Genomic DNA, 21,495 nt, shown 5'->3' with positions numbered 1-21,495 from the left:
ACCAGGACAACCCATGACCACTCGAAGCCATTGCCAAGCCCTCGACGCCCAGGACCCGCTGGCACCTTTGCGCAGCCAGTTCGCCTTGCCGGAGGGTGTGATCTACCTCGACGGTAACTCCCTGGGTGCACGGCCGGTGGCGGCGTTGGCGCGGGCGCAAGCGGTGATTGCCGAGGAGTGGGGCAACGGTTTGATCCGTAGTTGGAACAACGCCGGCTGGGCGGATTTGTCCCTGCGCCTGGGTAACCGCCTGGCACCGTTGATCGGCGCGCGTGACAACGAAGTGGCGATCACCGATACCACCTCTATCAACCTGTTCAAGGTGCTGAGCGCCGCGTTGACCGTGCAGCGCCAACGCCAGCCTGGGCGCAAGGTGATCGTCAGTGAGGCGAGTAACTTCCCCACCGACCTGTACATCGCCGAGGGACTGGCCGAGTTGCTGCAGCAAGGCTATTCCCTGCGCCTGGTGAACAGCCCGGACGAACTGCCCCAGGCCATCGATCAGGACGTGGCGGTGGTGATGCTGACCCACGTCAACTACAAGACCGGCTACATGTACGACATGCAGGCGCTGACCGCCCTGAGCCACGAGTGCGGTGCGCTGAGCATCTGGGACCTGGCGCACTCGGCGGGCGCGGTGCCCATCGACCTGCATCAGGCCGGTGCCGACTATGCGATCGGCTGCACCTACAAGTACCTCAACGGTGGCCCGGGTTCCCAGGCGTTTGTGTGGGTCAATCCAGCGCTGGTGGATGTGGTGCGCCAGCCATTGTCGGGCTGGTTCGGGCACACCCGGCAGTTCGCTATGGAGTCGACGTACGCGCCGAGTGCCGGCATTGCTCGTTATTTGTGCGGTACCCAGCCGATTACTTCACTGGCAATGGTTGAATGTGGCCTGGAGATTTTTGCCCAGACCGATATGGCGAGTTTGCGCAGCAAGTCCCTGGCGTTGACCGATCTGTTTATCGCGTTGGTCGAAGCCCGTTGCGCTGCCCACGACTTGAAGTTGATCACCCCGCGTGAACACGCCAAGCGCGGTAGCCATGTGAGCTTCGAACACCCTGAAGGCTACGCGGTGATCCAGGCCTTGATCGCCCGTGGTGTGATCGGTGACTACCGCGAACCACGCATCATGCGTTTCGGTTTTACCCCGTTGTACACGCGCTTTACCGAAGTATGGGAAGCCGTGGAAATCCTCGGCGACATTCTCGACAACCACACCTGGAACCAACCGCAATTCAAAGTCCGCAACAGCGTCACCTGATCCACCGCCGATCAAAGGTGGGAGCTGGCTTGCCTGCGATGACGGTGGTGAATGCACCGACGCGATCGCAGGCAAGCCAGCTCCCACAGGGTTCCGCGTCAGCAACAACCATCACAATAATAAAGGGGCACGCCACGTGACCACGCCAGACAACGGCTTTGCAGAGATCACCCACCGCGAACTGGGCCTGCGGCGCCAGCTCACTTCCGGCCAGATGAGCATGATCGCCATCGGCGGCGCCATTGGCACCGGGCTGTTCATGGGCAGCGCCTACGCCATTGGTTATGCAGGGCCCAGCGTATTGGTGAGCTACGCCATCGGCGCGTTGATCACCTTGCTGTTGATGGGCTGCCTGGCGGAGATGACGGTGGCCCATTCCACCTCGGGGTCGTTTGGCGCCTACGCCGAGTTTTACATCAGCCCGCTCGCCGGGTTCCTGGTGCGCTATGCCTACTGGGCGGCGATCGTGCTGGCGGTGGGCGCCGAGGTCACGGCGGTGGCGATGTACATGAAGTACTGGTTCGCCAACGTGCCGGAGTGGGTGTGGATCGTGTCGTTTTCCAGTGTGCTGATCCTGCTCAATGCCATCAGCGTGAAGACCTTTGGCAACTTCGAGTACTGGTTCTCGACGATCAAGATCAGCGCCATCGTCGGCTTCATTATACTCGCCGTGTACGTGGTGTTCGGCTCCGGCAACCCGCAGTACGGTGTGCAGAATTACACCGCCCACGACGGCTTTTTCCCCCATGGCCTGAGCGGCATGTGGATCGCGGTGATCGTGTCGATCTTCAGCTATTTGAGTGTGGAGATGATCGCTGTGGCTGCCGGTGAAGCCGCCGACCCGGAACAGGCGGTGAAGAAAGCCTTCCGCGCCACCATCGTGCGCCTGGTGGTGTTTTACTTGCTGACCCTGGCGCTGATGCTGGCCATCGTGCCGTGGAACCAGGCCGGGCAGGCCCAGAGTCCGTTTGTCACGGTGATGCAGACCATCGGCATACCCGGCGCCACCGGGGTGATGAATTTCGTGATCCTGATTGCGGCGCTCTCGGCCATGAACAGCCAGCTCTACATCACCACCCGCATGATGTTCAGCCTGTCCCGTGCCGGCTTTGCCCCCAAGTCCATGGGCGCGTTGAGCAAGAACGGCATTCCGCTGAATGCATTGCTGCTGTCCAGCTCGGGCATTGCGCTGGCGACTTTGTTGAACGTGGTGTACCCGGAAAGCTCGTTCACGCTGATGATGGCGATCTCGATGTTTGGCGCGATCTTCACCTGGTTCATGATCTTCCTTACCCACCTGTTTTTCCGGCGTTATCGCAAGCGTCACGGTGGGCCGACATTGTCGTTCCAACTCCGGCTGTTTCCCTACAGCACGCTGCTGGGGCTGGTGCTGATGGGCGCGGTGATGGTCACCACGTATTTCACCGAGGCGTTCAAGATGACCCTGGTGTTTGGCGTGCCGTTCCTGCTGATTCTGTCGGCGGTGTATTACGGATTCTTCCGCAAGGGCAGGGCCAAGGCGTCGAACAAGGCCTTGGCATAGCCGGGCAGGTGTTCGAACGAGCGCGCGCATAACTGCAGTTTCCGGCGGGCCCACGCTTCCTGCAGGGGGTAGGCCCTGACGCTGCGCTCCAGTGGCCAGCGCTCCAGCGCGGCTTGGGGCACGATGCCCAGGCCAGCGCTGCGGGCGACCATGCGAATCACCCCATCAAAACCCTCGGCACGTATGCGCGTCTGCAAGCGAAAACCGGCGTGCAGCGCCTGTTCTTCGAGGTAAACCGTCAATGCGCTGTGGGGGGCGAGGCCGACAAAGTCGTATTGCAGGCTATCGACAAAACTCCCTGCGCTGAACGGATGATCCTGCGGTGTGATCAGCACCAACGGGTCATCGCGAAAGGGCAGAGTCTGCAGGCCGTGGGTGTCCACCGCGTCGGAGACGATCCCAAGATCTGCCGTGCCCTGGCGTAAGGCCTGGGTGATACGCAGGCTCGGCAACTCCTGCAGATCGATATCGAGATTGGGGTGCTCGCATAGAAAGTCCGCCAGCAGTTCCGGCAGGTATTCGCTGAGGGCGGTGGTGTTGCACAACAGGCGCACCTGGCCTTTGACGCCGTTGGCGTATTCCGCCAGGTCCAGTTGCAGATGTTCGGCCTGTTGCAGCAGCAAGCGGGCATGGCGGGCCAGGGCTTTGCCTGCGGGAGTGGGTGTGACGCCTCGGCGACCGCGTTCCAGGCACTCAATGCCCAGCGAAGCTTCCATCGCCCGGATACGCGCACTCGCCGCGGCCAGGGATAAGTGGCTGCGCCCGGCGCCGGCAGTAATGTTGCCGGTATCGAGGATGTGCAGATAGAGGCGCAGGTCAATCAAATCAAAATGCATGGGTGGGGGGCCAGTGATTGGACGGGCTTGCTCGCGAAGAGTCTATCAGCCTCTCACAAAACAAGAGGCTGCCTCAGTATATGGCGAATTTCCCGCGTCATCGGAAACCCTCACACTGCGCCCATGAATACCTACCTGACGTTCTACCAAAATATCGGCCCCGCCCTGACCCTGCTGGTGATCGGCACCTTCATCCTGGCCGGCACCGTCAAGGGCGTGATCGGCCTGGGCTTGCCCACAGTCTCCATGGGCTTGCTCGGCCTGGCTATGTTACCGGCGCAGGCTGCGGCCTTGCTGATCATCCCTTCGACGATCACCAACCTGTGGCAACTGGCGTTCGGCGGCCATCTGAGCGCATTGGTCAAACGCCTGTGGCCGATGTTGCTGCTGATCTTCCTCGGCACCGGGCTTGGCACGCTGTGGCTGGGTATGAGCGGGGGAAGCTGGGTGGGCCATGCGTTGGGTGGGGCATTGCTGGTGTATGCACTGAGCGGATTGTTCCTACCGACGTTCAAGGTAAAGCCTGAGACCGAGCGTTGGCTGGGCCCTGTGTGCGGCGTGATCACCGGCATCATCACCTCGGCGACCGGCGTGTTCGTGATTCCCTCCGTGCCCTATCTGCAAGCCCTGGGATTGAACCGTGATCAGTTGGTGCAGGCGCTGGGGTTGTCGTTCACTGTTTCCACCTTGGCATTGGCCGCCGGGCTGGTGTGGCGTGGCGAGCTCGGTGGCGGGGAGGTCAATGCGTCGCTGCTGGCGCTGGTGCCGGCACTGCTGGGCATGTGGCTGGGCCAGGCGCTACGCCAGCGCATCAGTGCCGTGTTGTTCAAGCGCGTATTTTTCGTTGGCATGGCCTTGCTGGGCGTGCATCTGCTGATCAGCGGTTAACAATGAAGGGTTTATTCGTGCTTTCCGATCAAATGTATTTTGCCGTGCCGCCGCTTATTCCAAGGGGACAATGTCGATAGCCTGCCGGCCGACAGTGTTAACCCCTCAGGATGCCTTCCCATGAAAAAAATCCTCCTGCTCAACGGCGGCAAGAAATTCGCTCACTCCGATGGTCGCTACAACGCCACCCTGCATGACGCCGCCGTGGCGGTGTTGGACCGCGCCGGCATCGACGTCAACGTCACGCACATCGACGCAGGCTACGACGTGGCAGAAGAAGTGGCGAAATTCCTCTGGGCTGACGTGATCATCTACCAGATGCCCGGCTGGTGGATGGGCGCACCGTGGATCGTCAAGAAATACATCGACGAAGTCTTCACCGAAGGCCACGGCAGGCTCTACGCCAGCGACGGCCGCACGCGCTCCGATGCCTCGCAGAAATACGGCAGCGGCGGCCTGATCCAGGGCAAGCAGTACATGCTCTCGCTGACTTGGAACGCACCCCAGCAAGCCTTTGACGACCCGACCGACTTCTTCGAAGCCAAGGGCGTGGATGCGGTGTACTTCCCGTTTCACAAGGCCAACGAGTTCCTTGGCATGACCGGCCTGCCGACCTTCCTGTGCGTGGACGTGATGAAGCGCCCGGCGATCGAGGCTGACGTAGCGCGCTACGAACAGCATCTGGCGCAGGTCTTCAATTTCTCGGTGTAAGCTGCTGGGAACCGATAACGAGGAGCGCCTGTGAAAGCCCGATCCGATGAGCTACAGATCTTCGTCAGCGTCATTGAATGCGGTTCGATTTCCGCTGCCGCCGAACAGGTCGGGCAGACGCCCTCGGCGGTCAGCCGCACCTTGTCACGCCTGGAAGCCAAGCTCGACACCACGCTGATCAACCGCACCACACGGCGGATGGACTTGACCGAGGAGGGCAAATACTTCTTCGAGCAGGCCAAGGTGATCCTGGCGCAGATGGATGAGCTGGAAGAACGCCTGTCGTCGCGTCAGAAAAAGCCGGCGGGGCGCCTGCGCATCAACGCTGCGGTGCCGTTCATGCTGCATGGAATCGTGCCGTATATCGCGGAGTTTCGCAGCCTCTACCCGGACATCCAACTGGAGCTGAACAGCGATGACTTGATCATCGACCTGCTGGAACAGAGCACTGACATCGCCATTCGCATCGGTGCGTTGGCCGACTCCACCCTGCATGCACGCTCGCTGGGGTGTACGCCACTGCATATCCTCGCCAGCCCCGACTACCTCAAGCAGTACGGCACGCCGACCACGGTTGCCGCATTGGCGGACCACACCCTGCTGGGGTTTACCCAGACCGAAACCCTCAACCACTGGCCGTTGCGCCATGTGGAAGGTGACCGTTGGCTGATCCAGCCCGGCGTGGCAGCGTCCAGTGGTGAAACCGTGCGTCAGTTGGCGTTGGCGGGGCAGGGTATTTGCTGCCTGTCTAATTTCATGACCATCGACGACATCGAGGCCGGGCGTCTGGTGCCGGTGCTTGAGGCGTTCAACAGCGGTTATCGCCAGCCGATCCACGCGGTGTTCTACCGGAACTCGCAGCTGGCGTTGCGTATCCAGTGTTTCCTGGACTTTATCCAGGTCAAGCTGGCGCGGTATGCCTGCTGATTCGTGACCTTCGCGCAAGAGTGAATTGGGCAACAGGGGCTTATTCGTCAGGGATCGGCCCTTGATACTGGCCCCATCACTGACTCACTCAGGAGCACTCTCCATGAAGGTATTTGTAACCGGCGCCGCAGGTTTTATCGGCGGATCCATCGCAACTGGCCTGGTCAAGGCTGGCCACAGCGTTACCGGCCTGGTGCGCAGTGTCGAACAAGCCGCTGAGATGACCGCCCTGGGCATCACTCCGGTGATCGGCAGCCTGGACGACACCGCCGTACTGACCGAACAAGCGCAGAAGGCCGATGCGGTGATCAATGCCGCAAGCAGCGACCATCGCGCCGCCGTGGAAACGCTGTTGGCAGCGTTGAAGGGCTCGAACAAGCCGTTCCTGCACACGAGCGGTTCAAGCATTGTGGGTGATGCGTCGGGCGGCAAGTCCAGCGAGGTCATCTACTTCGAGGACAACCTGCCTGAGCCGACCGTCGACAAGGCCGCCCGCGTGGCCATCGACAACCTGATCCTGGCCGCAGCCAAAGAAGGCGTGAACTCGGCGGTGATCTGCAACACATTGATCTACGGCCACAGCCTGGGCGTGAAGCGCGACAGCGTGCAATTGCCGCGTCTGCTCAAGCAGGCGCGCAAGAGTGGGGTGGTGCGCCATGTGGGCAGCGGGCAGAACATCTGGTCCAACGTGCACATTGAAGATGTGGTGGCGTTGTATTTGCTGGCGCTGACCAAGAATGTGCCGGGCACGTTCTACTTCGTGGAAAGCAGCGAAGCGGCGTTTATCGACATGACCACCGCCATTGCCGAAGCCCTGAACCTGGGCAAACCCCAGGATTGGCCATTGGCCGACGCCGAAGCCGAGTGGGGTTATGAAATGGCCAACTATGGTTTGGGTTCCAACAGCCGAGTGCGTGGCAAGCACGCCCGTGAACGGCTGGGCTGGGCGCCGAAACGTACGTCGGTCGTGGAGTGGATTCGCAACGAGATGGTGTGATGTTCGCTTAAGACCGCGGTGCGCCTTCGCAGGCAAGCCAGCTCCCACATTGGACTGTGTTCACACATCAATTGTGGGGGCCGGGCTTGCCTGCGATGGCGGCGATTCGGTTTACCTGATGTTACACATTACTAGCCCCACCTCCCTCAATTCCGTACCATTCCCTGCCTTATCTTCCGCATTACCCTGGTACTTCATGAACCTCACCCGTCTGCGCGCCGATGCCCTGGCCGGCCTCACCACGTCTTTTGCATTGCTGCCCGAATGCATCGCCTTTGCCCTGGTGGCCCACCTCAACCCGCTGATGGGGCTCTACGGCGCCTTTATCATCTGCACACTGACCGCGTTGTTCGGCGGCCGCCCCGGCATGGTGTCCGGTGCGGCGGGCTCGATGGCAGTGGTAATCGTGGCGCTGGTGGTGCAGCACGGTGTGGAATACCTGTTGGCGACGGTGTTGCTGGGCGGTCTGATCATGGTCGCCTTCGGCCTGCTGCGCCTGGGCAAGCTGGTGCGCATGGTGCCGCATCCGGTGATGCTGGGGTTCGTCAACGGCCTGGCGATCATCATTGCCTTGGCGCAGTTGGAACATTTCAAGAGCGGTGAACAGTGGCTCAGCGGCACGCCGCTGTACGTGATGATCGGCCTGGTGCTGGTGACCATGGCCATTGTCTACCTGCTGCCGCGCATCACCCGCGCCGTGCCGCCCGCGTTGGTGGCGATCCTTGGCGTGGGCCTGGCGGTGTACCTGCTGGGCTTGCCGACCCGCACGTTGGGCGACATGGCCCACATCGCCGGCGGCCTGCCGACCTTCTCCCTGCCGCAGATTCCCTGGACCCTGGAAACCCTCGGCATCATCGCGCCCTATGCGTTCCTGATGGCCATGGTCGGCTTGCTGGAAACCCTGCTCACCCTCAACCTCACCGACGAAATCACCGAGAGCCGCGGCTACCCCGACCGCGAAAGCGTGGCCCTCGGCGCGGCGAATATGGTCTCCGGCCTGTTCGGCGGCATGGGCGGCTGCGCAATGATCGGGCAAACTGTGATCAACCTCAGCTCCGGCGGACGCGGGCGTTTGTCCGGCGTGTTTGCCGGGGTGATGATCCTGTTGTTCATTCTGTTTCTGTCGCCGTTTATCGAGCGCATTCCGTTGGCGGCGCTGGTGGGCGTGATGTTCGTGGTGTCCCAGCAGACCTTCGCCTGGGCCTCCTTGCGGGTGATCAACAAGGTGCCGGTCAATGATGTGCTGGTGATTCTCGCGGTGACGGTCATCACCGTGTTCACCGATCTGGCCACGGCGGTGTTGTGCGGGATTGTGATTGCGGCGTTGAATTTCGCCTGGCAACAAGCGCGAGAGCTGTATGCGGATGAGCACCTGGAAGCCGATGGCAGCAAGCTCTATCGCCTGCATGGCACGTTGTTCTTCGCCTCGACCACGCCGTTCCTGAACCAGTTCGACCCGGCCAACGACCCGGCCCAGGTGACGCTGGATTGCCGTCACCTGAGCTTTGTCGACTACTCAGCGATTGCCGCGTTGATGACCCTGCGTGAGCGTTACACCAAGGCCGGCAAGCATCTGCGGGTGCTGCATCTGTCGGAGCGGTGCAAGAAGCTGCTCAAGCGCGCGAAGGTTCACCACGACTGAACACCAACGTGTAGGCGCGAGCTTGCTCGCGAAAGACTTGAGTGCGCCACCTGCACTCAGGTTATCCGCGTTATCGTTGACGATTTTCGCGAGCAAACTCGCTCCTACAGGGGGGCCATTCCTTATGGCCCGACCAGGTCTTCCAGCTCTTGGGCGCGGGTCTGGGTCATGTCCAGCAGACAGGCGGAGCCGTTGACCTGGTCGATGGTGCCGCCGGTCGCGGAGCCTGCGAAGCCGCAATTGGCGTCACGGTATTTTATCCACAGGCGCTGCACGTCCTGCAGTTGCTGCTTGCGCGCGCCTTCCTGGGCGGCGAGGGCGGTTTTGTAGGCCTTGTTCAGACGCGTGTCCTGCACCTTGGCTTCCTTGGCGTTGCAATTGACCATGTCTGCGGTCGTGTTGGCGCTGTCCATGCATTTTTTCAACGCTGCGTTATCGGCCGCCGAGGCGGTGCCGCACAGGGCGAGAAACATAGCGCTGGCAGCGAGGGAGGTGCGAATCATGGTCGGTTTTCCTGGGCATGAGTGGAGGCGCATTCTATGACTCGATGGCGGCGCTTGAGTTTCCGGCATCCTCTGATCTTCATGTAAGAACACCCCCCGAATTTTCATCGGCGAACGTCGGGCATATCCCAATGCGACAGCGCTTATCCATGGGCGAAAATTACTTTCATAAAAATTGAAAATCCTCCTCGGTAATGATTTATGAGTTTCACAACCAATTCGACGTGACCCTTTCCGAGGAGTACCGCATGGCCGCATCACCGGGCTTCGGGCTGTTGGCATACGCTGCCATCGCCATCATTGCTTTGATCGTGCTGATCGCACGTTACCGACTCAACCCGTTTATCGTCATCACCCTGGTGTCCATCGGCCTGGCACTGATGGCCGGGATGCCGGCGGACACCATCATGGGCTCCTACGAAGCGGGCGTCGGCAAGACCCTGGGGCATATCGCCCTGGTGGTGGCGCTGGGCACCATGCTCGGCAAGATGATGGCCGAGTCCGGCGGTGCCGAGCAGGTGGCGCGCACGCTGATCAACCGGTTTGGCGAGCGCAACGCGCATTGGGCGATGGTCTGCATCGCGTTTCTGGTGGGGCTGCCGCTGTTTTTCGAAGTGGGCTTTGTGTTGCTGGTGCCGATCGCCTTTACCGTGGCGCGGCGGGTCGGCGTATCGATCCTGATGGTCGGTTTGCCGATGGTTGCCGGTCTGTCGGTGGTGCATGCACTGGTGCCGCCGCACCCGGCGGCGATGATGGCGGTGCTGGCCTATAACGCGTCGGTGGGGCAGACCGTGCTGTATGCGATCCTGATCGGTATCCCGACGGCAATCATTGCAGGTCCTGTCTACGCCAAATTCATCGTGCCGCGTATCCATCTGCCAGCAGAAAACCCGCTGGAACGTCAGTTCATTGACCGCGAACCGCGTACCCGCTTGCCGAGTTTTACCCTGACCATGGGCACCATCCTGTTGCCGGTGGTGCTGATGATGATCGGTGGCTGGGCCAACGTGATTTCCTCCCCGGGCAGCGCTTTCAACCAATTCCTGCTGTTCATTGGCAACTCGGTGATTGCGCTGCTGGTGGCGACATTGGTGAGTTTCTGGACCTTGGGTATTGCGCAGGGTTTCAATCGCGAGTCGATCCTCAAATTCACCAATGAATGCCTGGCTCCTACCGCGAGCATCACCTTGTTGGTGGGCGCGGGCGGCGGTTTGAATCGCATCCTGGTGGATGCGGGCGTTACCAACGAAATTCTCGGCCTGGCCCACGCTTTTCAGCTGTCGCCACTGGTGATGGGCTGGCTGTTTGCCGCGTTGATGCGAATTGCCACGGGCTCGGCCACCGTCGCCATGACCACCGCGTCCGGCGTGGTGGCGCCGGTTGCCATGGGCCTGGGTTATCCACACCCCGAATTGCTGGTGCTGGCCACTGGCGCGGGTTCGGTGATCTTTTCCCACGTGAACGACGGCGGCTTCTGGCTGATCAAGGAATACTTCAATATGACGGTGATCCAGACCTTCAAGACCTGGACCGTGCTGGAGACTTTGATTTCCGTGGTCGCCTTCGGTCTGACTTATGGCCTGTCCTGCATCTTGTAACCCGGAGCCCCCATGGACATTCTCTACCAGATCCGCGCCCGCCAGGACGCCTTCAGCGCCGGCGAAGGGCGTATCGCCAAGCTGATGCTCGATGACGTGGGCTTTGCCGCGTCGGCTAGCCTGGAAGAGTTGTCCCAGCGCGCCGAGGTCAGCACAGCCACCTTGTCGCGGTTCGCGCGCAGCGTGGGGTGTCGGGATCTGCGGGATTTGCGCCTGCAATTGGCCCAGGCCAGTGGAGTCGGCAGCCGCTTCCTCGACCCTGCGGGGTTGCCGGAGCAGTCGGCATTTCACCGGCAGATCCTGGGGGATATCGAGGCGACGTTGCGTCAGCACTTGTCGGGGTTCAACCAGGCGAGTTTCGTCGATGCGGTGAGTTTGCTGGGTAAGGCGCGGATGATCCATGCGTTCGGCATGGGCGGTCCGTCGAGCCTGTGCAGTGATGAGTTGCAGGTGCGCCTGGTGCGCCTGGGTTATCCGATTGCCGCCTGCCATGACCCGGTCATGATGCGCGTCACGGCGGCGACGCTAGGGCCCGAGCATGCGTTGATTGTGTGCTCCCTGACTGGCCTTACCCCTGAGTTGCTCGACGTGGTGACCCTGGCACGCAACTACGACGCGCGCATCGTCGCCATCACCCTGGCCGATTCCCCCTTGGCGCAGTTGGCGGATGTCTTGCTGCCGCTGCAACCGGCCGAAACCAGTTTTATCTATAAGCCCACCGCGGCGCGCTACGGACTGCTGCTGGCCATCGACCTGCTCGCCACCGAACTGGCGTTGGCCCTGCCAGACGACAACCAAGAGCGCCTGCGCCGGATCAAGCTGGCCCTGGACGATTATCGCGGCGGCCCCGACAGCCTGCCGCTTGGAGACTGATATGAAGTACGACACGTTGATCCGCCAGGCGCTGATCATTGATGGCAGCAACACCCCCGGCTATGTAGCCGATGTGGGGCTGCGCGACGGGCGCATCGAGACGATTGGCGACCTGTCGAACGCCCAGGCTGAGCATGAGATCGATGCGAGTGGCCGCGTCTTGGCACCGGGTTTCATCGACGTGCACACCCACGATGACACGGTGGTGATTCGTCATCCACAGATGCTGCCCAAGCTCAGCCAGGGGGTGACCACGGTGATTGTCGGCAACTGTGGCATCAGTGCGTCGCCAGTGACGTTGCGCAGCGATCCGCCGGACCCGATGAACCTGTTGGGCAGCGCTTCGGCGTTTGTTTATCCGCGTTTCAGCGACTATCGAGCGGCGGTCGAAAAGGCTCATCCGGCGGTCAACGTCGCGGCGCTGATCGGTCATACGGCGCTGCGCAGCAATCATATGGACGACCTGCACCGTACCGCTTCAGCGGATGAAATCGCCGCCATGCGCGTGCAGTTGCACGAGAGTCTCGAAGCCGGCGCCCTCGGTTTATCCACAGGCCTGGCCTACGCCAGTGCGTTCAATGCCGAGACCGATGAGGTGTTGCAACTGAGTGAAGAGCTCACCGCGTTCGGTGCGGTGTACACCACTCACCTGCGCAGTGAGTTCGAGCCGGTGCTGGAGGCGATGGACGAAGCCTTCCTGATCGGCCGGCATGCCAAGGTGCCGGTGATTATTTCCCACCTCAAATGTGCCGGCGCCGGCAATTGGGGACGTAGTCCGCAGTTGCTGGCCTCGCTGGAACTGGCGGCGAAAACCCATCCGGTGGGCTGTGATTGCTACCCCTATGCGGCGAGTTCCTCGACCCTGGACCTCAAGCAGGTGACCGACGCGTTTCGTATTACCATCACCTGGTCGACGCCGCATCCGGAAGTGAGCGGGCGTGACTTGCAGGATATTGCCGCAGAGTGGGACGTTTCATTGATGGACGCAGCACGTCGGCTACAACCGGCAGGCGCGGTGTATTACGGGATGGATGAAGCGGATGTGCGGCGCATCCTGGCGCACCCGCTGTCCATGGTCGGGTCGGATGGGTTGCCCGAGGATCCGTTCCCGCATCCGCGTTTGTGGGGCGCGTTTCCACGGGTATTGGGGCATTTCAGCCGGGATATCGGATTGTTTCCGTTGCACACCGCCGTGCACAAAATGACCGGGTTGTCGGCGGCGCGGTTTGGCTTGGCTGAGCGCGGGGAGATTCGTGAAGGGCACTGGGCTGACCTGGTGCTGTTCGACCCGTTGCGTGTGCGCGACGTGGCAGATTTCAAGGCGCCGCAGCAGGCGGCGGAAGGTATTGATGGGGTGTGGATCAACGGCGTGCTGAGCTACAGCGAGGGGCAGGCGAACGGTCAGCGGCCGGGTCGCTTCCTGGCACGCAGCGGGGATTTGCGTCGGGGTTTTTCGTCTCTATAGTGGGGGCTCTTTTAAACGGAGCGGTCGCCATGCACTTAGGAAAAGTCACCCCCATCCTGCGGATTTTCGACGAGGCCAAGGCGTTGGAATTCTACGTCGATTTCCTGGGGTTCAAGGTGGATTGGCAGCATCGTTTCGAGGCGAATTTCCCGCTGTATTTGCAGGTGTCGTTGGGTGAATGTGTGCTGCATTTGACTGAGCATCATGGCGATGCCTCGCCGGGTGCTGCGGTGCGGATCCAGGCGCAAGGGGTGGACGCCTATCAGCAGCAGTTGGCGGGCAAGGATTATCGGTATGCCAAGCCTGGGGTTGAGGAAACACCTTGGGGATCGCGGGAGATGAGCATCAAGGACCCGTTCGGGAATCGCGTGGTGTTTGTCGAGGAAGGCGAGGGCTGAAGGGCAAATCGCAGGCAATAAAAAACCGCCTTGGTAGGGCGGTTTTTTTTGCAATCCCAGTTAGTGGCTGGGGTTGCTGTCTCAAAGATGCGATGACCCGCGGGAGGATACTACCGCCGGTCATTTTATCGCGCAAGGTTAGGCGATGGTCGGCACCGATAATCTTGAGCGTTTCATTATGTCGATTTCCGCTGCACTAGCTTGCAGTAAATCTTCGAAACAAATACTGGATATTTAACCACTTTCTGTCACACCTTCATGGCGGGTTTTGGTTAGGCTTCACCCCGTTCTGCGTTGGTTGCTATTAGGTGAGCCGGGTACGCGCGCGAATTTTGGACTGATCGCCACGGGCTAGTAATCCGTGCCGGATTCATGCGGGAAGCCCATTAGCCCGGCCGCCTCAAAGATGCGATGACCCGCGTCCAAAGGCTCACGTGTTCCGGTAAGTGCGCTGGAGGTAAGGCCTAACTCACGGAGGGCCGAGTATGTCTAAGTTTGCACGACGTACGTGGAACCTCGTCGTGAACTGCCTGCGTGCTTATCACGTCTGGAAGTTCCTGCGAGACAGCTTCGATGATCGCTAAGGTCTGAGAAGTGGAGCCGCCTGGGTTTAGGCCGAGGCGGCTTTTTGGTTGCTTACACCCGGAAATGACTGACCATCTGTTGCAACTGGCTGCCCAGCCGCGCCAGTTCCACACTCGACTTGGCCGTCTCGTCACTCGCCGTAGCGGTCTGTTCCGATACATCACGCACATTCACAATGCTGCGGCTGATCTCTTCAGCCACGGCGCTTTGCTGCTCGGCGGCGGCGGCGATCTGCTGGTTCATCGACTGGATGTTCGACACCGTACGCGTGATGTTCTCCAGCGACACGCCGGCCTTGCGGGTCAGCTCGACACTGCTGTCGGTGAGGCTGCGGCTGTTGTTCATCACATTGGCCACTTGCTGGGTGCCATTCTGCAACCCGGCGACCAGGCCTTCGATTTCCTCGGTGGACTTCTGCGTGCGCTGGGCCAGGCCGCGCACTTCATCAGCCACCACGGCAAACCCACGCCCGGCTTCACCCGCCCGCGCTGCTTCGATCGCCGCGTTGAGGGCCAGCAGGTTGGTCTGTTCGGCGACGGCCTTGATCACGTCCATCACGCTGCCGATCTTGTTGCTCTCTTGTTGCAGGTGGGTCATGGCGTCGGTGGAACGCGCCACTTCAGCGGCCAGGCGCTCGATCTGGGCGATGGCCTCGGCCACCACCTTGTCGCCTGCGCGGGCTTGGCCATCGGCATCGGCGGCGGCCAGGGAAGCTTGCTCCGCGTTGCGCGCCACTTCCTGCACGGTGGCGGTCATTTCGTGCATCGCCGTGGCGACCTGATCGGTCTCGATCTTCTGGCTGTTCACGCCGGCGCTGGTCTGCTCGGTGACGGCCGACAGTTCTTCGGCAGCGCTGGCGATCTGAGTCACGCCGTCGCGAATACCGCTGATCAATTCACGCAAGGTGGTGCCCATGCGCTGGATGCCTTGTTGCAGCACGCCCAGTTCGTCCCGGCGAGTGACCTGGATGTTGTGGCTCAAGTCGCCGGAGGCAATGCGTTCCACCACCGCCAGGGTTTCCTGGATCGGGCGGGTGATCTGACGGGTGATGACCAGTGCGGCGATCACGCCAACCAGCAAGGCCAGCAAGGTGCTGATCAACTGTAGACTGCGAGCCTGGGCGCTTTCTGCGTCGCGGCGAGTGAGCTGGATTTCGTACAGTTTGTCGCTGATTGTGACGATATCAGCGCCTTGGGTGGTCATTTCGGCACGGGCAGTCACGATGTTGGCGTTGGCTGCCTTGTAGTTCTGCACCGCGCTGCGGTAGGCACCCAGGGCGGTTTCCAATGCGGTCAGCGCGCTTTGCTGGCTGGCGCCAAAGGTGGCGTTGAGGTCTTTCAAGCCGGCGATGGCTTTTTCAATCTGTGCAGCTGCGCGCGCTTCGGTCTCCGGGCTGACGTTACCGGTGTAGCCGCGTACTTCGTAGCGAGCCAACTGGAATTGCATCTTGGCGTCGGCCACCGCCTGGAACTGCGCCAGGTGTTCCGAACTGTCAGGCATTTGCTTCACGCTGGTTTCCAATGCGTTGATCTGTGCATTGGCAATATCCGCCTTGTCGCCCATCACTTGGCGTGAGGCGTTGCCGTTGCGGTAGGCCTCGCGCATTTTGTTCAGCGACTGCTGATAAGCGGTGATGATGGCTTTCTGCTCGTTGAGCAGCTTGAGGTTTTCCGGGCTCTTGAAGCTGTCGATCAGCTTCTGCTGCTGGGCAGTGAAAGCGTCCAGGTTGGTCTGTACGTTCTGGGCCACCGCTTCGTCGCCGTTGGCGAGCATGTATTGCAGGCGCACGATACGCAGCTTGGTCAACGACGCGTTGAGCTGGGTGATATCGCTCATCCAGTTACTGCGGTCGATCAGGCCGCCCAGGCTGGTCCAGCCGGTCAATGCCAGAATCGACGTGAGGACAAGCACCAGGCCGAAGCCCAGGCCCAGTTTGAGGTTGACGCTGATGTTGCCGAACCAGCTATTCATCGAATGCTCCGCAAGAATGATGGGGTGTGCTGGACGGTTATTGATTTTGGAGCCAGCTGCTGTGTAGGGCTGTATCGGCGGCGGGCGTTGAATCTGAAATGCTAATTTGCCGGGTGCGACGAAGAGGCGCACTGCAGTCGTGGCGCGGGGAGGGGGGCTGATCATGGGGCGATCTTGTGTGCTAGTCTGCGGGCCCTTTTAGTTCTGGGTAGCCTGGGAAAACCAGTGTTGTCCTACAGCGGAGCCTCTTCATGTCCGAAGTTAATCTGTCCACCGACGAAACCCGCGTCAGCTACGGTATCGGCCGTCAGTTGGGCGACCAACTGCGTGACAACCCGCCACCAGGTGTGAGCCTGGACGCCATCCTGGCTGGCCTGACCGACGCCTTCGGCGGCAAGCCAAGCCGTGTGGACCAAGAGCAAATGGCCGCCAGCTTCAAAGTGATCCGTGAAGTCATGCAAGCCGAAGCGGCCGCCAAGGCTGAAGCTGCAGCGGGCGCTGGCCTGGCGTTCCTGGCTGAAAATGCCAAGCGTGATGGCATCACCACCCTGGCTTCCGGCCTGCAATTCGAAGTGTTGACCGCAGGTGACGGCGCCAAGCCGACCCGTGAAGACCAAGTGCGCACTCATTACCACGGCACCTTGATCGACGGCACTGTGTTCGACAGCTCCTACGAGCGCGGCCAGCCTGCAGAATTCCCGGTGGGCGGCGTGATCGCCGGCTGGACCGAAGCCCTGCAACTGATGAATGCCGGCAGCAAATGGCGCCTTTACGTGCCGAGCGAACTGGCTTACGGCGCTCAAGGCGTTGGCAGCATCCCGCCGCACAGCGTTCTGGTGTTCGACGTCGAACTGCTCGACGTTCTGTAAGACCTGTTGTTGATTACCTGTAGGAGCGAGCTTGCTCGCGAAAAACGTTAACGATAACGCCGCGCGTCTGGTGTAGCGCGGCGGTTTCAAGTTCTTCGCGGGCAAGCTCGCTCCTACAGTGTTTTGCGCGGTCGCTCATGGATGGAACTTGCCATTCAGCTCCGTCGCCGGGCGCAACGCTCGGGCATAGCAGAACAGAAACAGATTGCGCACCACTTCCTTCAACACACCGGGTTCGCTCGAACTCAGCCCGTTGACGTCCAGGTCACCCTGGTCCTGCAGTTCGTTCAGCGCTTCTTCTTCCAGCACCGCACAGACTTCACCGGTTTCCCGATGCAGGATCCGCAGGTAAGGGTGTGGTCGGTCCAGCCAGGCGTCTATCAAATAAGTCATGGGTCTCATCTCCTTGATGGGTTTCAATGAGAATAATTCTTATTCGTAGAATAGCAAGTGCCTATTGGCGGTTTCTGGTTTTTTCTGTGTGGATATTGCGCGGGATCAAACGGGAGGGCGAAACGCCATCCCGCGGCGGGCGCGGGATGGAGGCAATACGTTCAGACTTTGCGCACGAACTCGGATTTGAGCTTCATCGGACCGATACCGTCGATTTTGCAGTCGATATCGTGGTCGCCATCGCACAGGCGGATGTTCTTGACCTTGGTGCCGACCTTCACGACCAGGGAAGTGCCCTTGACCTTGAGGTCTTTGATCACGGTGATGGTGTCGCCGTCCTGCAGTACATTGCCGACGGAGTCTTTCTTCACGGTTTCGTCGCTGGCCGCTTCGGCCTCGCTATTGGCGGACCACTCATGGGCGCATTCCGGGCAGATCAGCTGGGCGCCGTCTTCGTAGGTGTATTCGGAATTGCATTTCGGGCAGGGTGGCAACGTGCTCACTAAAGCTCCTTAAAGGTCAGGATGGCTAAAGTCGCACATTATATAGGGAATTGTAGGGAGGCAGGGCGCGGTCTTGGATGGGTAATACAAACTAAATGTGGGAGGGGCTTGCCCCCGATGGCGGTATTCCAGTCGATACAGTTGGCGACTGATACTCCGCTATCGGGGGCAAGCCCCCGCCCACATTTGGTATTTCTAGTGCGTACGCGCGACCGCAAACTCACTCAGCTCGACCAAGGCGTCCCGGTATTCGCTGGCGGGAAGGGCTTCCAGGCACTGAATGGCACGGGCCACGTAGTCACGCGCCAGTTGAGCGGTGTACTCCAGGGAACCCGATGCTTCCACGGCGGCGCGGATGGCCTCCAGGTCTTCGATCCCGCCTTTCTGGATCGCCTTGCGCACCAGGGCGGCCTGTTCCGGCGTGCCTTCGCGCATGGTGTAGATCAATGGCAGGGTTGGCTTGCCTTCAGCCAGGTCGTCACCGACGTTCTTGCCCAGGGTTTCGGCGTCGCCCTTGTAGTCGAGCAGGTCGTCCACCAGTTGGAACGCCACGCCCAGGTGGTCGCCAAAGGTACGCAGGGCTTCGGCCTGCTCGGCCGTTGCGCCGCACAACGCAGCGGCGCTGTGGGTGGAGGCTTCGAAGAGCATCGCGGTTTTGCCGCGAATCACTTCCATGTAGGTTTCTTCGGTGGTACTGGCGTCGCGGACCTTCGACAGTTGCAACACTTCGCCTTCGGCGATGATGCGTGTGGCCTGCGAAAGAATCTTCATCACCGGCATCGAGCCGAGTTCAACCATCATTTCGAACGAGCGCGAGTACAGGAAGTCACCTACCAGCACGCTTGGAGCGTTGCCCCACATCGCATTGGCGGTCTCGCGGCCACGGCGCATGCCGGACATGTCGACCACGTCGTCATGCAGCAGGGTGGCGGTATGCAGGAATTCGATAGTGGCGGCCAGCAGGCGCAGGTCATCGCCTTCGCGACCCAGGGCCTTGCCGCACAGCAGCACTAATAAAGGACGCAGGCGCTTACCGCCCGCCGACGTAATATAGTCGCCAATTTTGGAGACCAGCGGCACTTTAGAAGTCAGCTGCTTCTTGATGATGCCGTCGACGGCGCTAAAATCGTCCGCGACCGCGCGGTAGAAAGCTTGGGGTTGCATCAGCGACAGTCGCTCCAGAAGGGTTGCGCGGCATGCTAGGACCCAGGCCCCCCAGTGTCAAGGCGCGATAGACGGCCCCTTGCAACACCCATTTACCTTGCGTACAATCGCGCACCCTGAACTTCCTGGGCAGCACCTGCCTTACGCAATTGCATTTGGGACGTCCATCCCATGCAGCCATGCCAGCCAATACCTCTTCTTATAAAGCGCTGGGTGAGCAGGATTATCGGAGAAATACCATGTCGTACGCAGTAATTGTTACTGGTGGCAAGCAATACAAAGTCGCCCCAGGTGAATACCTGAAGATCGAAAAACTGGAAGTCGCTACCGGCGAATCCGTTACTTTTGATCGCGTTCTGTTGGTCGCCAATGGCGATGACGTGAACATCGGCGCTCCAGTTGTTGCTGGCGCTACCGTTGTGGCTGAAGTGATCTCCCAAGGTCGTCACGATAAAGTCCGCATCATCAAGTTCCGTCGTCGTAAGCACCACATGAAGCGTATGGGCCACCGCCAGTGGTACACCGAGATCAAAATCACCGGTATTCAGGCTTAATTTCAGCCTAATTCCTCACTAGGAGAATTGACTCATGGCACACAAAAAAGCTGGTGGTAGTACCCGTAACGGTCGCGACTCAGAAGCCAAACGCCTTGGCGTTAAGATGTATGGCGGCCAGAAAATCATTCCGGGCAACATCATCGTGCGTCAGCGCGGCACCCAATTCCACGCCGGTTACGGTGTAGGCATGGGTAAAGATCACACCCTCTTCGCGAAAATCGAAGGCGTGATCAAGTTTGAAGTAAAAGGCGCGTTCAACCGCCGTTACGTGAGCGTTGTCGCAGCTTAATTGCGAGATCGCTGGAAAAGCCCTGTCTTGCGACGGGGCTTTTTCGTTTGTGGAGTGAGTCTCTTGCAAAGCTGTTTGTAATGGGCTCAGGCGCTGGTTTGCGGTCGCTGATTGAGGTCGCTGCGCTCATTTTTGCAAGAGTCTTATGTCTTGGTTTCTTAAGCTCGTCCATGCGACGAGAGGCGTTTTGTTATGAAGTTCGTTGATGAAGTTTCCATCCGAGTAAAAGCAGGCGACGGCGGTAACGGTTGCATGAGTTTCCGTCGCGAAAAATTCATCGAAAACGGTGGCCCCAACGGCGGTGACGGCGGTGACGGCGGTTCCATCTACATGATGGCCGACGAAAACCTCAACACCCTGGTCGACTACCGTTACACCCGGCACTTCGATGCCGAGCGTGGCTCCAACGGCGGCAGCACCGACTGCACCGGTAAAAAAGGCGAAGACCTGGTACTGCGCGTACCGGTCGGCACCACGATCATCGACTCTGCCACCCAGGAAGTGATCGGCGACCTGACCAAGGCTGGCCAGAAACTGATGGTGGTGCAGGGCGGCTGGCACGGTCTGGGTAACACCCGATTCAAGTCCAGTACCAACCGTGCGCCACGCCAGACCACGCCAGGCAAGCCGGGCGAGCAGCGTGACCTCAAGCTGGAAATGAAAGTACTCGCTGACGTGGGCCTGTTGGGTCTGCCGAACGCTGGTAAAAGTACCTTCATCCGTTCGGTCTCGGCCGCCAAGCCGAAAGTCGCCGACTACCCGTTCACTACCCTGGTGCCAAACCTGGGTGTGGTCAGCGTCGACCGCTGGAAAAGCTTTGTGATCGCCGACATTCCCGGCCTGATCGAAGGCGCTTCCGATGGCGCAGGTTTGGGGATTCGCTTCCTCAAGCACTTGTCGCGTACCCGTCTGCTGCTGCACCTCGTCGACATGGCCCCGTTGGATGACACCAGCGCGCCGGACGCCGCCGAAGTGATTGTCAGCGAGCTGACCAAGTTCAGCCCGTCCCTGGCTGAGCGTGATCGCTGGCTGGTGCTGAACAAGTGCGACCAGATTCTTGAAGAAGAGCACGAAGAGCGCGTCAAGGAAATCGTTGACCGCCTGGAGTGGGAAGGTCCGGTCTACGTGATCTCGGCTATCGCCAAAGAAGGCACCGAGCGCCTGACCCGCGACATCATGCGTTACCTCGAAGACCGCGCCGACCGCCTGGCGGCCGACCCGGTGTTCAAGGCCGAACTGGCCGAACTCGACCAGCGCATCGAAGACGAAGCCCGTGCCCAGTTGCAAGCCCTGGACGACCAGCGTGCCTTGCGCCGCAGCGGCGTGAAGTCGGTCCATGACATCGGCGACGATGATTGGGACGAGGAAGATGTGGATGATGAAGACGGTCCGGAAATCATTTACGTGCGTGATTGATCCGTTGCGATAAACTTGAACGCCGCTCCCTGGAGCGGCGTTTTAGTATCCGGGTTTAACGTTATGGGCCGCGCTGGGTCGCGCAGCCCTCAATCTAAGGTTG

21 protein-coding genes and 1 pseudogene are annotated in these 21,495 nt (G+C 60.4%); 15 read left to right on the top strand and 7 right to left on the bottom strand.

Annotation, left to right across the window (positions count from 1 at the left end):
• Positions 1-13: 13 nt before the first annotated feature.
• Both kynU and AB4N92_RS07515 read left to right on the top strand, forming a co-directional pair.
• Entirely contained in the window at positions 14-1,264 is a 1,251-nt protein-coding gene (gene kynU / locus AB4N92_RS07520) for a kynureninase (protein ID WP_010206520.1), read from the top strand.
• A 136-nt stretch (positions 1,265-1,400) separates the two neighbouring features.
• Positions 1,401-2,807 carry an amino acid permease gene (locus tag AB4N92_RS07515; RefSeq protein ID WP_010206519.1) on the top strand — a complete coding sequence of 469 codons (1,407 nt, stop codon included), beginning with the start codon at positions 1,401-1,403 and terminating at the stop codon, positions 2,805-2,807.
• Here the strand turns inward: AB4N92_RS07515 and AB4N92_RS07510 are convergent.
• Complete coding sequence (locus AB4N92_RS07510; RefSeq protein WP_236267043.1) at positions 2,753-3,643, bottom strand: LysR family transcriptional regulator; 891 nt, start codon at positions 3,641-3,643, stop codon at positions 2,753-2,755. The two genes, AB4N92_RS07515 and AB4N92_RS07510, sit on opposite strands and share 55 nt — an antisense overlap.
• A gap of 123 nt (positions 3,644-3,766) precedes the next feature.
• Here AB4N92_RS07510 and AB4N92_RS07505 point away from each other — a divergent pair, with 123 nt between their 5' ends.
• The 5 genes from AB4N92_RS07505 (at position 3,767) to AB4N92_RS07485 (ending at position 8,808) form a co-directional block, all read left to right on the top strand.
• Positions 3,767-4,531, top strand: a complete 765-nt coding sequence (locus tag AB4N92_RS07505; protein ID WP_236267044.1) for a sulfite exporter TauE/SafE family protein — start codon at positions 3,767-3,769, stop codon at positions 4,529-4,531.
• A gap of 120 nt (positions 4,532-4,651) precedes the next feature.
• Entirely contained in the window at positions 4,652-5,242 is a 591-nt protein-coding gene (locus AB4N92_RS07500; RefSeq protein WP_236267045.1) for an NADPH:quinone oxidoreductase MdaB, read from the top strand.
• Between the two features lie 30 nt (positions 5,243-5,272).
• On the top strand, positions 5,273-6,169 hold the full coding sequence (locus tag AB4N92_RS07495) for a LysR family transcriptional regulator (RefSeq protein ID WP_236267046.1): 897 nt from the start codon (positions 5,273-5,275) through the stop codon (positions 6,167-6,169).
• A gap of 103 nt (positions 6,170-6,272) precedes the next feature.
• Positions 6,273-7,166, top strand: a complete 894-nt coding sequence (locus tag AB4N92_RS07490) for an NAD-dependent epimerase/dehydratase family protein (RefSeq protein ID WP_021492160.1) — start codon at positions 6,273-6,275, stop codon at positions 7,164-7,166.
• A gap of 196 nt (positions 7,167-7,362) precedes the next feature.
• Positions 7,363-8,808 carry a SulP family inorganic anion transporter gene (locus tag AB4N92_RS07485; RefSeq protein WP_042571634.1) on the top strand — a complete coding sequence of 482 codons (1,446 nt, stop codon included), beginning with the start codon at positions 7,363-7,365 and terminating at the stop codon, positions 8,806-8,808.
• Between the two features lie 122 nt (positions 8,809-8,930).
• On the opposite strand, the gene AB4N92_RS07480 is transcribed toward AB4N92_RS07485, so the two are convergent.
• Positions 8,931-9,311 (bottom strand): lysozyme inhibitor LprI family protein, encoded by a 381-nt coding sequence (locus tag AB4N92_RS07480; RefSeq protein ID WP_010206504.1) that lies wholly within the window; start codon positions 9,309-9,311, stop codon positions 8,931-8,933.
• 248 nt (positions 9,312-9,559) lie between these two features.
• On the opposite strand from AB4N92_RS07480, the gene AB4N92_RS07475 reads away from it, so the two are divergent.
• The 4 genes from AB4N92_RS07475 to AB4N92_RS07460 are packed head-to-tail and all read left to right on the top strand — an operon-like array spanning position 9,560 to position 13,645.
• Positions 9,560-10,909 carry a GntT/GntP/DsdX family permease gene (locus AB4N92_RS07475; RefSeq protein ID WP_010206503.1) on the top strand — a complete coding sequence of 450 codons (1,350 nt, stop codon included), beginning with the start codon at positions 9,560-9,562 and terminating at the stop codon, positions 10,907-10,909.
• Between the two features lie 12 nt (positions 10,910-10,921).
• Complete coding sequence (locus AB4N92_RS07470; RefSeq protein WP_183704098.1) at positions 10,922-11,782, top strand: MurR/RpiR family transcriptional regulator; 861 nt, start codon at positions 10,922-10,924, stop codon at positions 11,780-11,782.
• A gap of 1 nt (position 11,783) precedes the next feature.
• On the top strand, positions 11,784-13,247 hold the full coding sequence (locus AB4N92_RS07465; protein ID WP_137206598.1) for an N-acyl-D-amino-acid deacylase family protein: 1,464 nt from the start codon (positions 11,784-11,786) through the stop codon (positions 13,245-13,247).
• 29 nt (positions 13,248-13,276) lie between these two features.
• The gene (locus AB4N92_RS07460) at positions 13,277-13,645 is read left to right on the top strand and encodes a glyoxalase superfamily protein (RefSeq protein ID WP_010206499.1); all 369 of its coding nucleotides are present in this window, start codon (positions 13,277-13,279) and stop codon (positions 13,643-13,645) included.
• Between the two features lie 636 nt (positions 13,646-14,281).
• Here AB4N92_RS07460 and AB4N92_RS07455 read toward each other — a convergent pair.
• Positions 14,282-14,986 (bottom strand): methyl-accepting chemotaxis protein, encoded by a 705-nt coding sequence (locus AB4N92_RS07455; protein ID WP_371318427.1) that lies wholly within the window; start codon positions 14,984-14,986, stop codon positions 14,282-14,284.
• Between the two features lie 198 nt (positions 14,987-15,184).
• Positions 15,185-16,066 (bottom strand): annotated as a pseudogene (locus tag AB4N92_RS07450) (methyl-accepting chemotaxis protein); the annotation flags it as partial.
• A gap of 386 nt (positions 16,067-16,452) precedes the next feature.
• Between AB4N92_RS07450 and AB4N92_RS07445 the strand changes: the two are divergent.
• Positions 16,453-17,070, top strand: a complete 618-nt coding sequence (locus tag AB4N92_RS07445; protein WP_010206497.1) for an FKBP-type peptidyl-prolyl cis-trans isomerase — start codon at positions 16,453-16,455, stop codon at positions 17,068-17,070.
• Between the two features lie 135 nt (positions 17,071-17,205).
• Here AB4N92_RS07445 and AB4N92_RS07440 read toward each other — a convergent pair whose 3' ends face one another.
• The 3 genes from AB4N92_RS07440 to AB4N92_RS07430 all read right to left on the bottom strand — a co-directional run bounded on the left by AB4N92_RS07440 (position 17,206) and on the right by AB4N92_RS07430 (position 19,130).
• Complete coding sequence (locus tag AB4N92_RS07440; protein WP_003194088.1) at positions 17,206-17,463, bottom strand: PA4570 family protein; 258 nt, start codon at positions 17,461-17,463, stop codon at positions 17,206-17,208.
• 161 nt (positions 17,464-17,624) lie between these two features.
• Positions 17,625-17,966 carry a zinc ribbon domain-containing protein YjdM gene (locus AB4N92_RS07435; RefSeq protein WP_010206496.1) on the bottom strand — a complete coding sequence of 114 codons (342 nt, stop codon included), beginning with the start codon at positions 17,964-17,966 and terminating at the stop codon, positions 17,625-17,627.
• Between the two features lie 195 nt (positions 17,967-18,161).
• Positions 18,162-19,130, bottom strand: a complete 969-nt coding sequence (locus AB4N92_RS07430) for a polyprenyl synthetase family protein (RefSeq protein WP_010206495.1) — start codon at positions 19,128-19,130, stop codon at positions 18,162-18,164.
• Positions 19,131-19,369: 239 nt separating this feature from the next.
• On the opposite strand from AB4N92_RS07430, the gene rplU reads away from it, so the two are divergent.
• The 3 genes from rplU to cgtA all read left to right on the top strand — a co-directional run bounded on the left by rplU (position 19,370) and on the right by cgtA (position 21,392).
• Entirely contained in the window at positions 19,370-19,684 is a 315-nt protein-coding gene (gene rplU / locus AB4N92_RS07425) for a 50S ribosomal protein L21 (protein ID WP_007950961.1), read from the top strand.
• A 34-nt stretch (positions 19,685-19,718) separates the two neighbouring features.
• A complete protein-coding gene (rpmA, locus tag AB4N92_RS07420; RefSeq protein WP_003176049.1) occupies positions 19,719-19,976 on the top strand; it encodes a 50S ribosomal protein L27 in 258 nt (85 codons plus the stop codon).
• A 192-nt stretch (positions 19,977-20,168) separates the two neighbouring features.
• Positions 20,169-21,392: an Obg family GTPase CgtA gene (gene cgtA, locus AB4N92_RS07415; protein ID WP_010206489.1), complete on the top strand. Its 1,224-nt coding sequence runs from the start codon at positions 20,169-20,171 to the stop codon at positions 21,390-21,392.
• The last annotated feature ends 103 nt before the right edge of the window (positions 21,393-21,495 follow it).

Source organism: Pseudomonas sp. S3_A09 (genome assembly GCF_054668065.1).
The sequence above is the reverse complement of the archived record's forward strand: the minus strand, read 5'-3'. Positions and strand labels throughout refer to the sequence as shown.

Excerpts from the sequence above, each read along its gene's own strand:
- AB4N92_RS07480 (WP_010206504.1), bottom strand. The coding sequence starts at position 9,311 with ATGATTCGCACCTCCCTCGCTGCCAGCGCTATGTTTCTCGCCCTGTGC.
- AB4N92_RS07440 (WP_003194088.1), bottom strand. The coding sequence starts at position 17,463 with ATGACTTATTTGATAGACGCCTGGCTGGACCGACCACACCCTTACCTG.
- AB4N92_RS07505 (WP_236267044.1), top strand. The coding sequence starts at position 3,767 with ATGAATACCTACCTGACGTTCTACCAAAATATCGGCCCCGCCCTGACC.
- rplU (WP_007950961.1), top strand. The coding sequence starts at position 19,370 with ATGTCGTACGCAGTAATTGTTACTGGTGGCAAGCAATACAAAGTCGCC.
- AB4N92_RS07490 (WP_021492160.1), top strand. The coding sequence starts at position 6,273 with ATGAAGGTATTTGTAACCGGCGCCGCAGGTTTTATCGGCGGATCCATC.
- AB4N92_RS07465 (WP_137206598.1), top strand. The coding sequence starts at position 11,784 with ATGAAGTACGACACGTTGATCCGCCAGGCGCTGATCATTGATGGCAGC.
- AB4N92_RS07455 (WP_371318427.1), bottom strand. The coding sequence starts at position 14,986 with ATGACCGCCACCGTGCAGGAAGTGGCGCGCAACGCGGAGCAAGCTTCC.
- kynU (WP_010206520.1), top strand. The coding sequence starts at position 14 with ATGACCACTCGAAGCCATTGCCAAGCCCTCGACGCCCAGGACCCGCTG.
- AB4N92_RS07470 (WP_183704098.1), top strand. The coding sequence starts at position 10,922 with ATGGACATTCTCTACCAGATCCGCGCCCGCCAGGACGCCTTCAGCGCC.
- AB4N92_RS07510 (WP_236267043.1), bottom strand. The coding sequence starts at position 3,643 with ATGCATTTTGATTTGATTGACCTGCGCCTCTATCTGCACATCCTCGAT.
- AB4N92_RS07500 (WP_236267045.1), top strand. The coding sequence starts at position 4,652 with ATGAAAAAAATCCTCCTGCTCAACGGCGGCAAGAAATTCGCTCACTCC.
- cgtA (WP_010206489.1), top strand. The coding sequence starts at position 20,169 with ATGAAGTTCGTTGATGAAGTTTCCATCCGAGTAAAAGCAGGCGACGGC.
- rpmA (WP_003176049.1), top strand. The coding sequence starts at position 19,719 with ATGGCACACAAAAAAGCTGGTGGTAGTACCCGTAACGGTCGCGACTCA.
- AB4N92_RS07485 (WP_042571634.1), top strand. The coding sequence starts at position 7,363 with ATGAACCTCACCCGTCTGCGCGCCGATGCCCTGGCCGGCCTCACCACG.
- AB4N92_RS07475 (WP_010206503.1), top strand. The coding sequence starts at position 9,560 with ATGGCCGCATCACCGGGCTTCGGGCTGTTGGCATACGCTGCCATCGCC.
- AB4N92_RS07430 (WP_010206495.1), bottom strand. The coding sequence starts at position 19,130 with ATGCAACCCCAAGCTTTCTACCGCGCGGTCGCGGACGATTTTAGCGCC.
- AB4N92_RS07460 (WP_010206499.1), top strand. The coding sequence starts at position 13,277 with ATGCACTTAGGAAAAGTCACCCCCATCCTGCGGATTTTCGACGAGGCC.
- AB4N92_RS07445 (WP_010206497.1), top strand. The coding sequence starts at position 16,453 with ATGTCCGAAGTTAATCTGTCCACCGACGAAACCCGCGTCAGCTACGGT.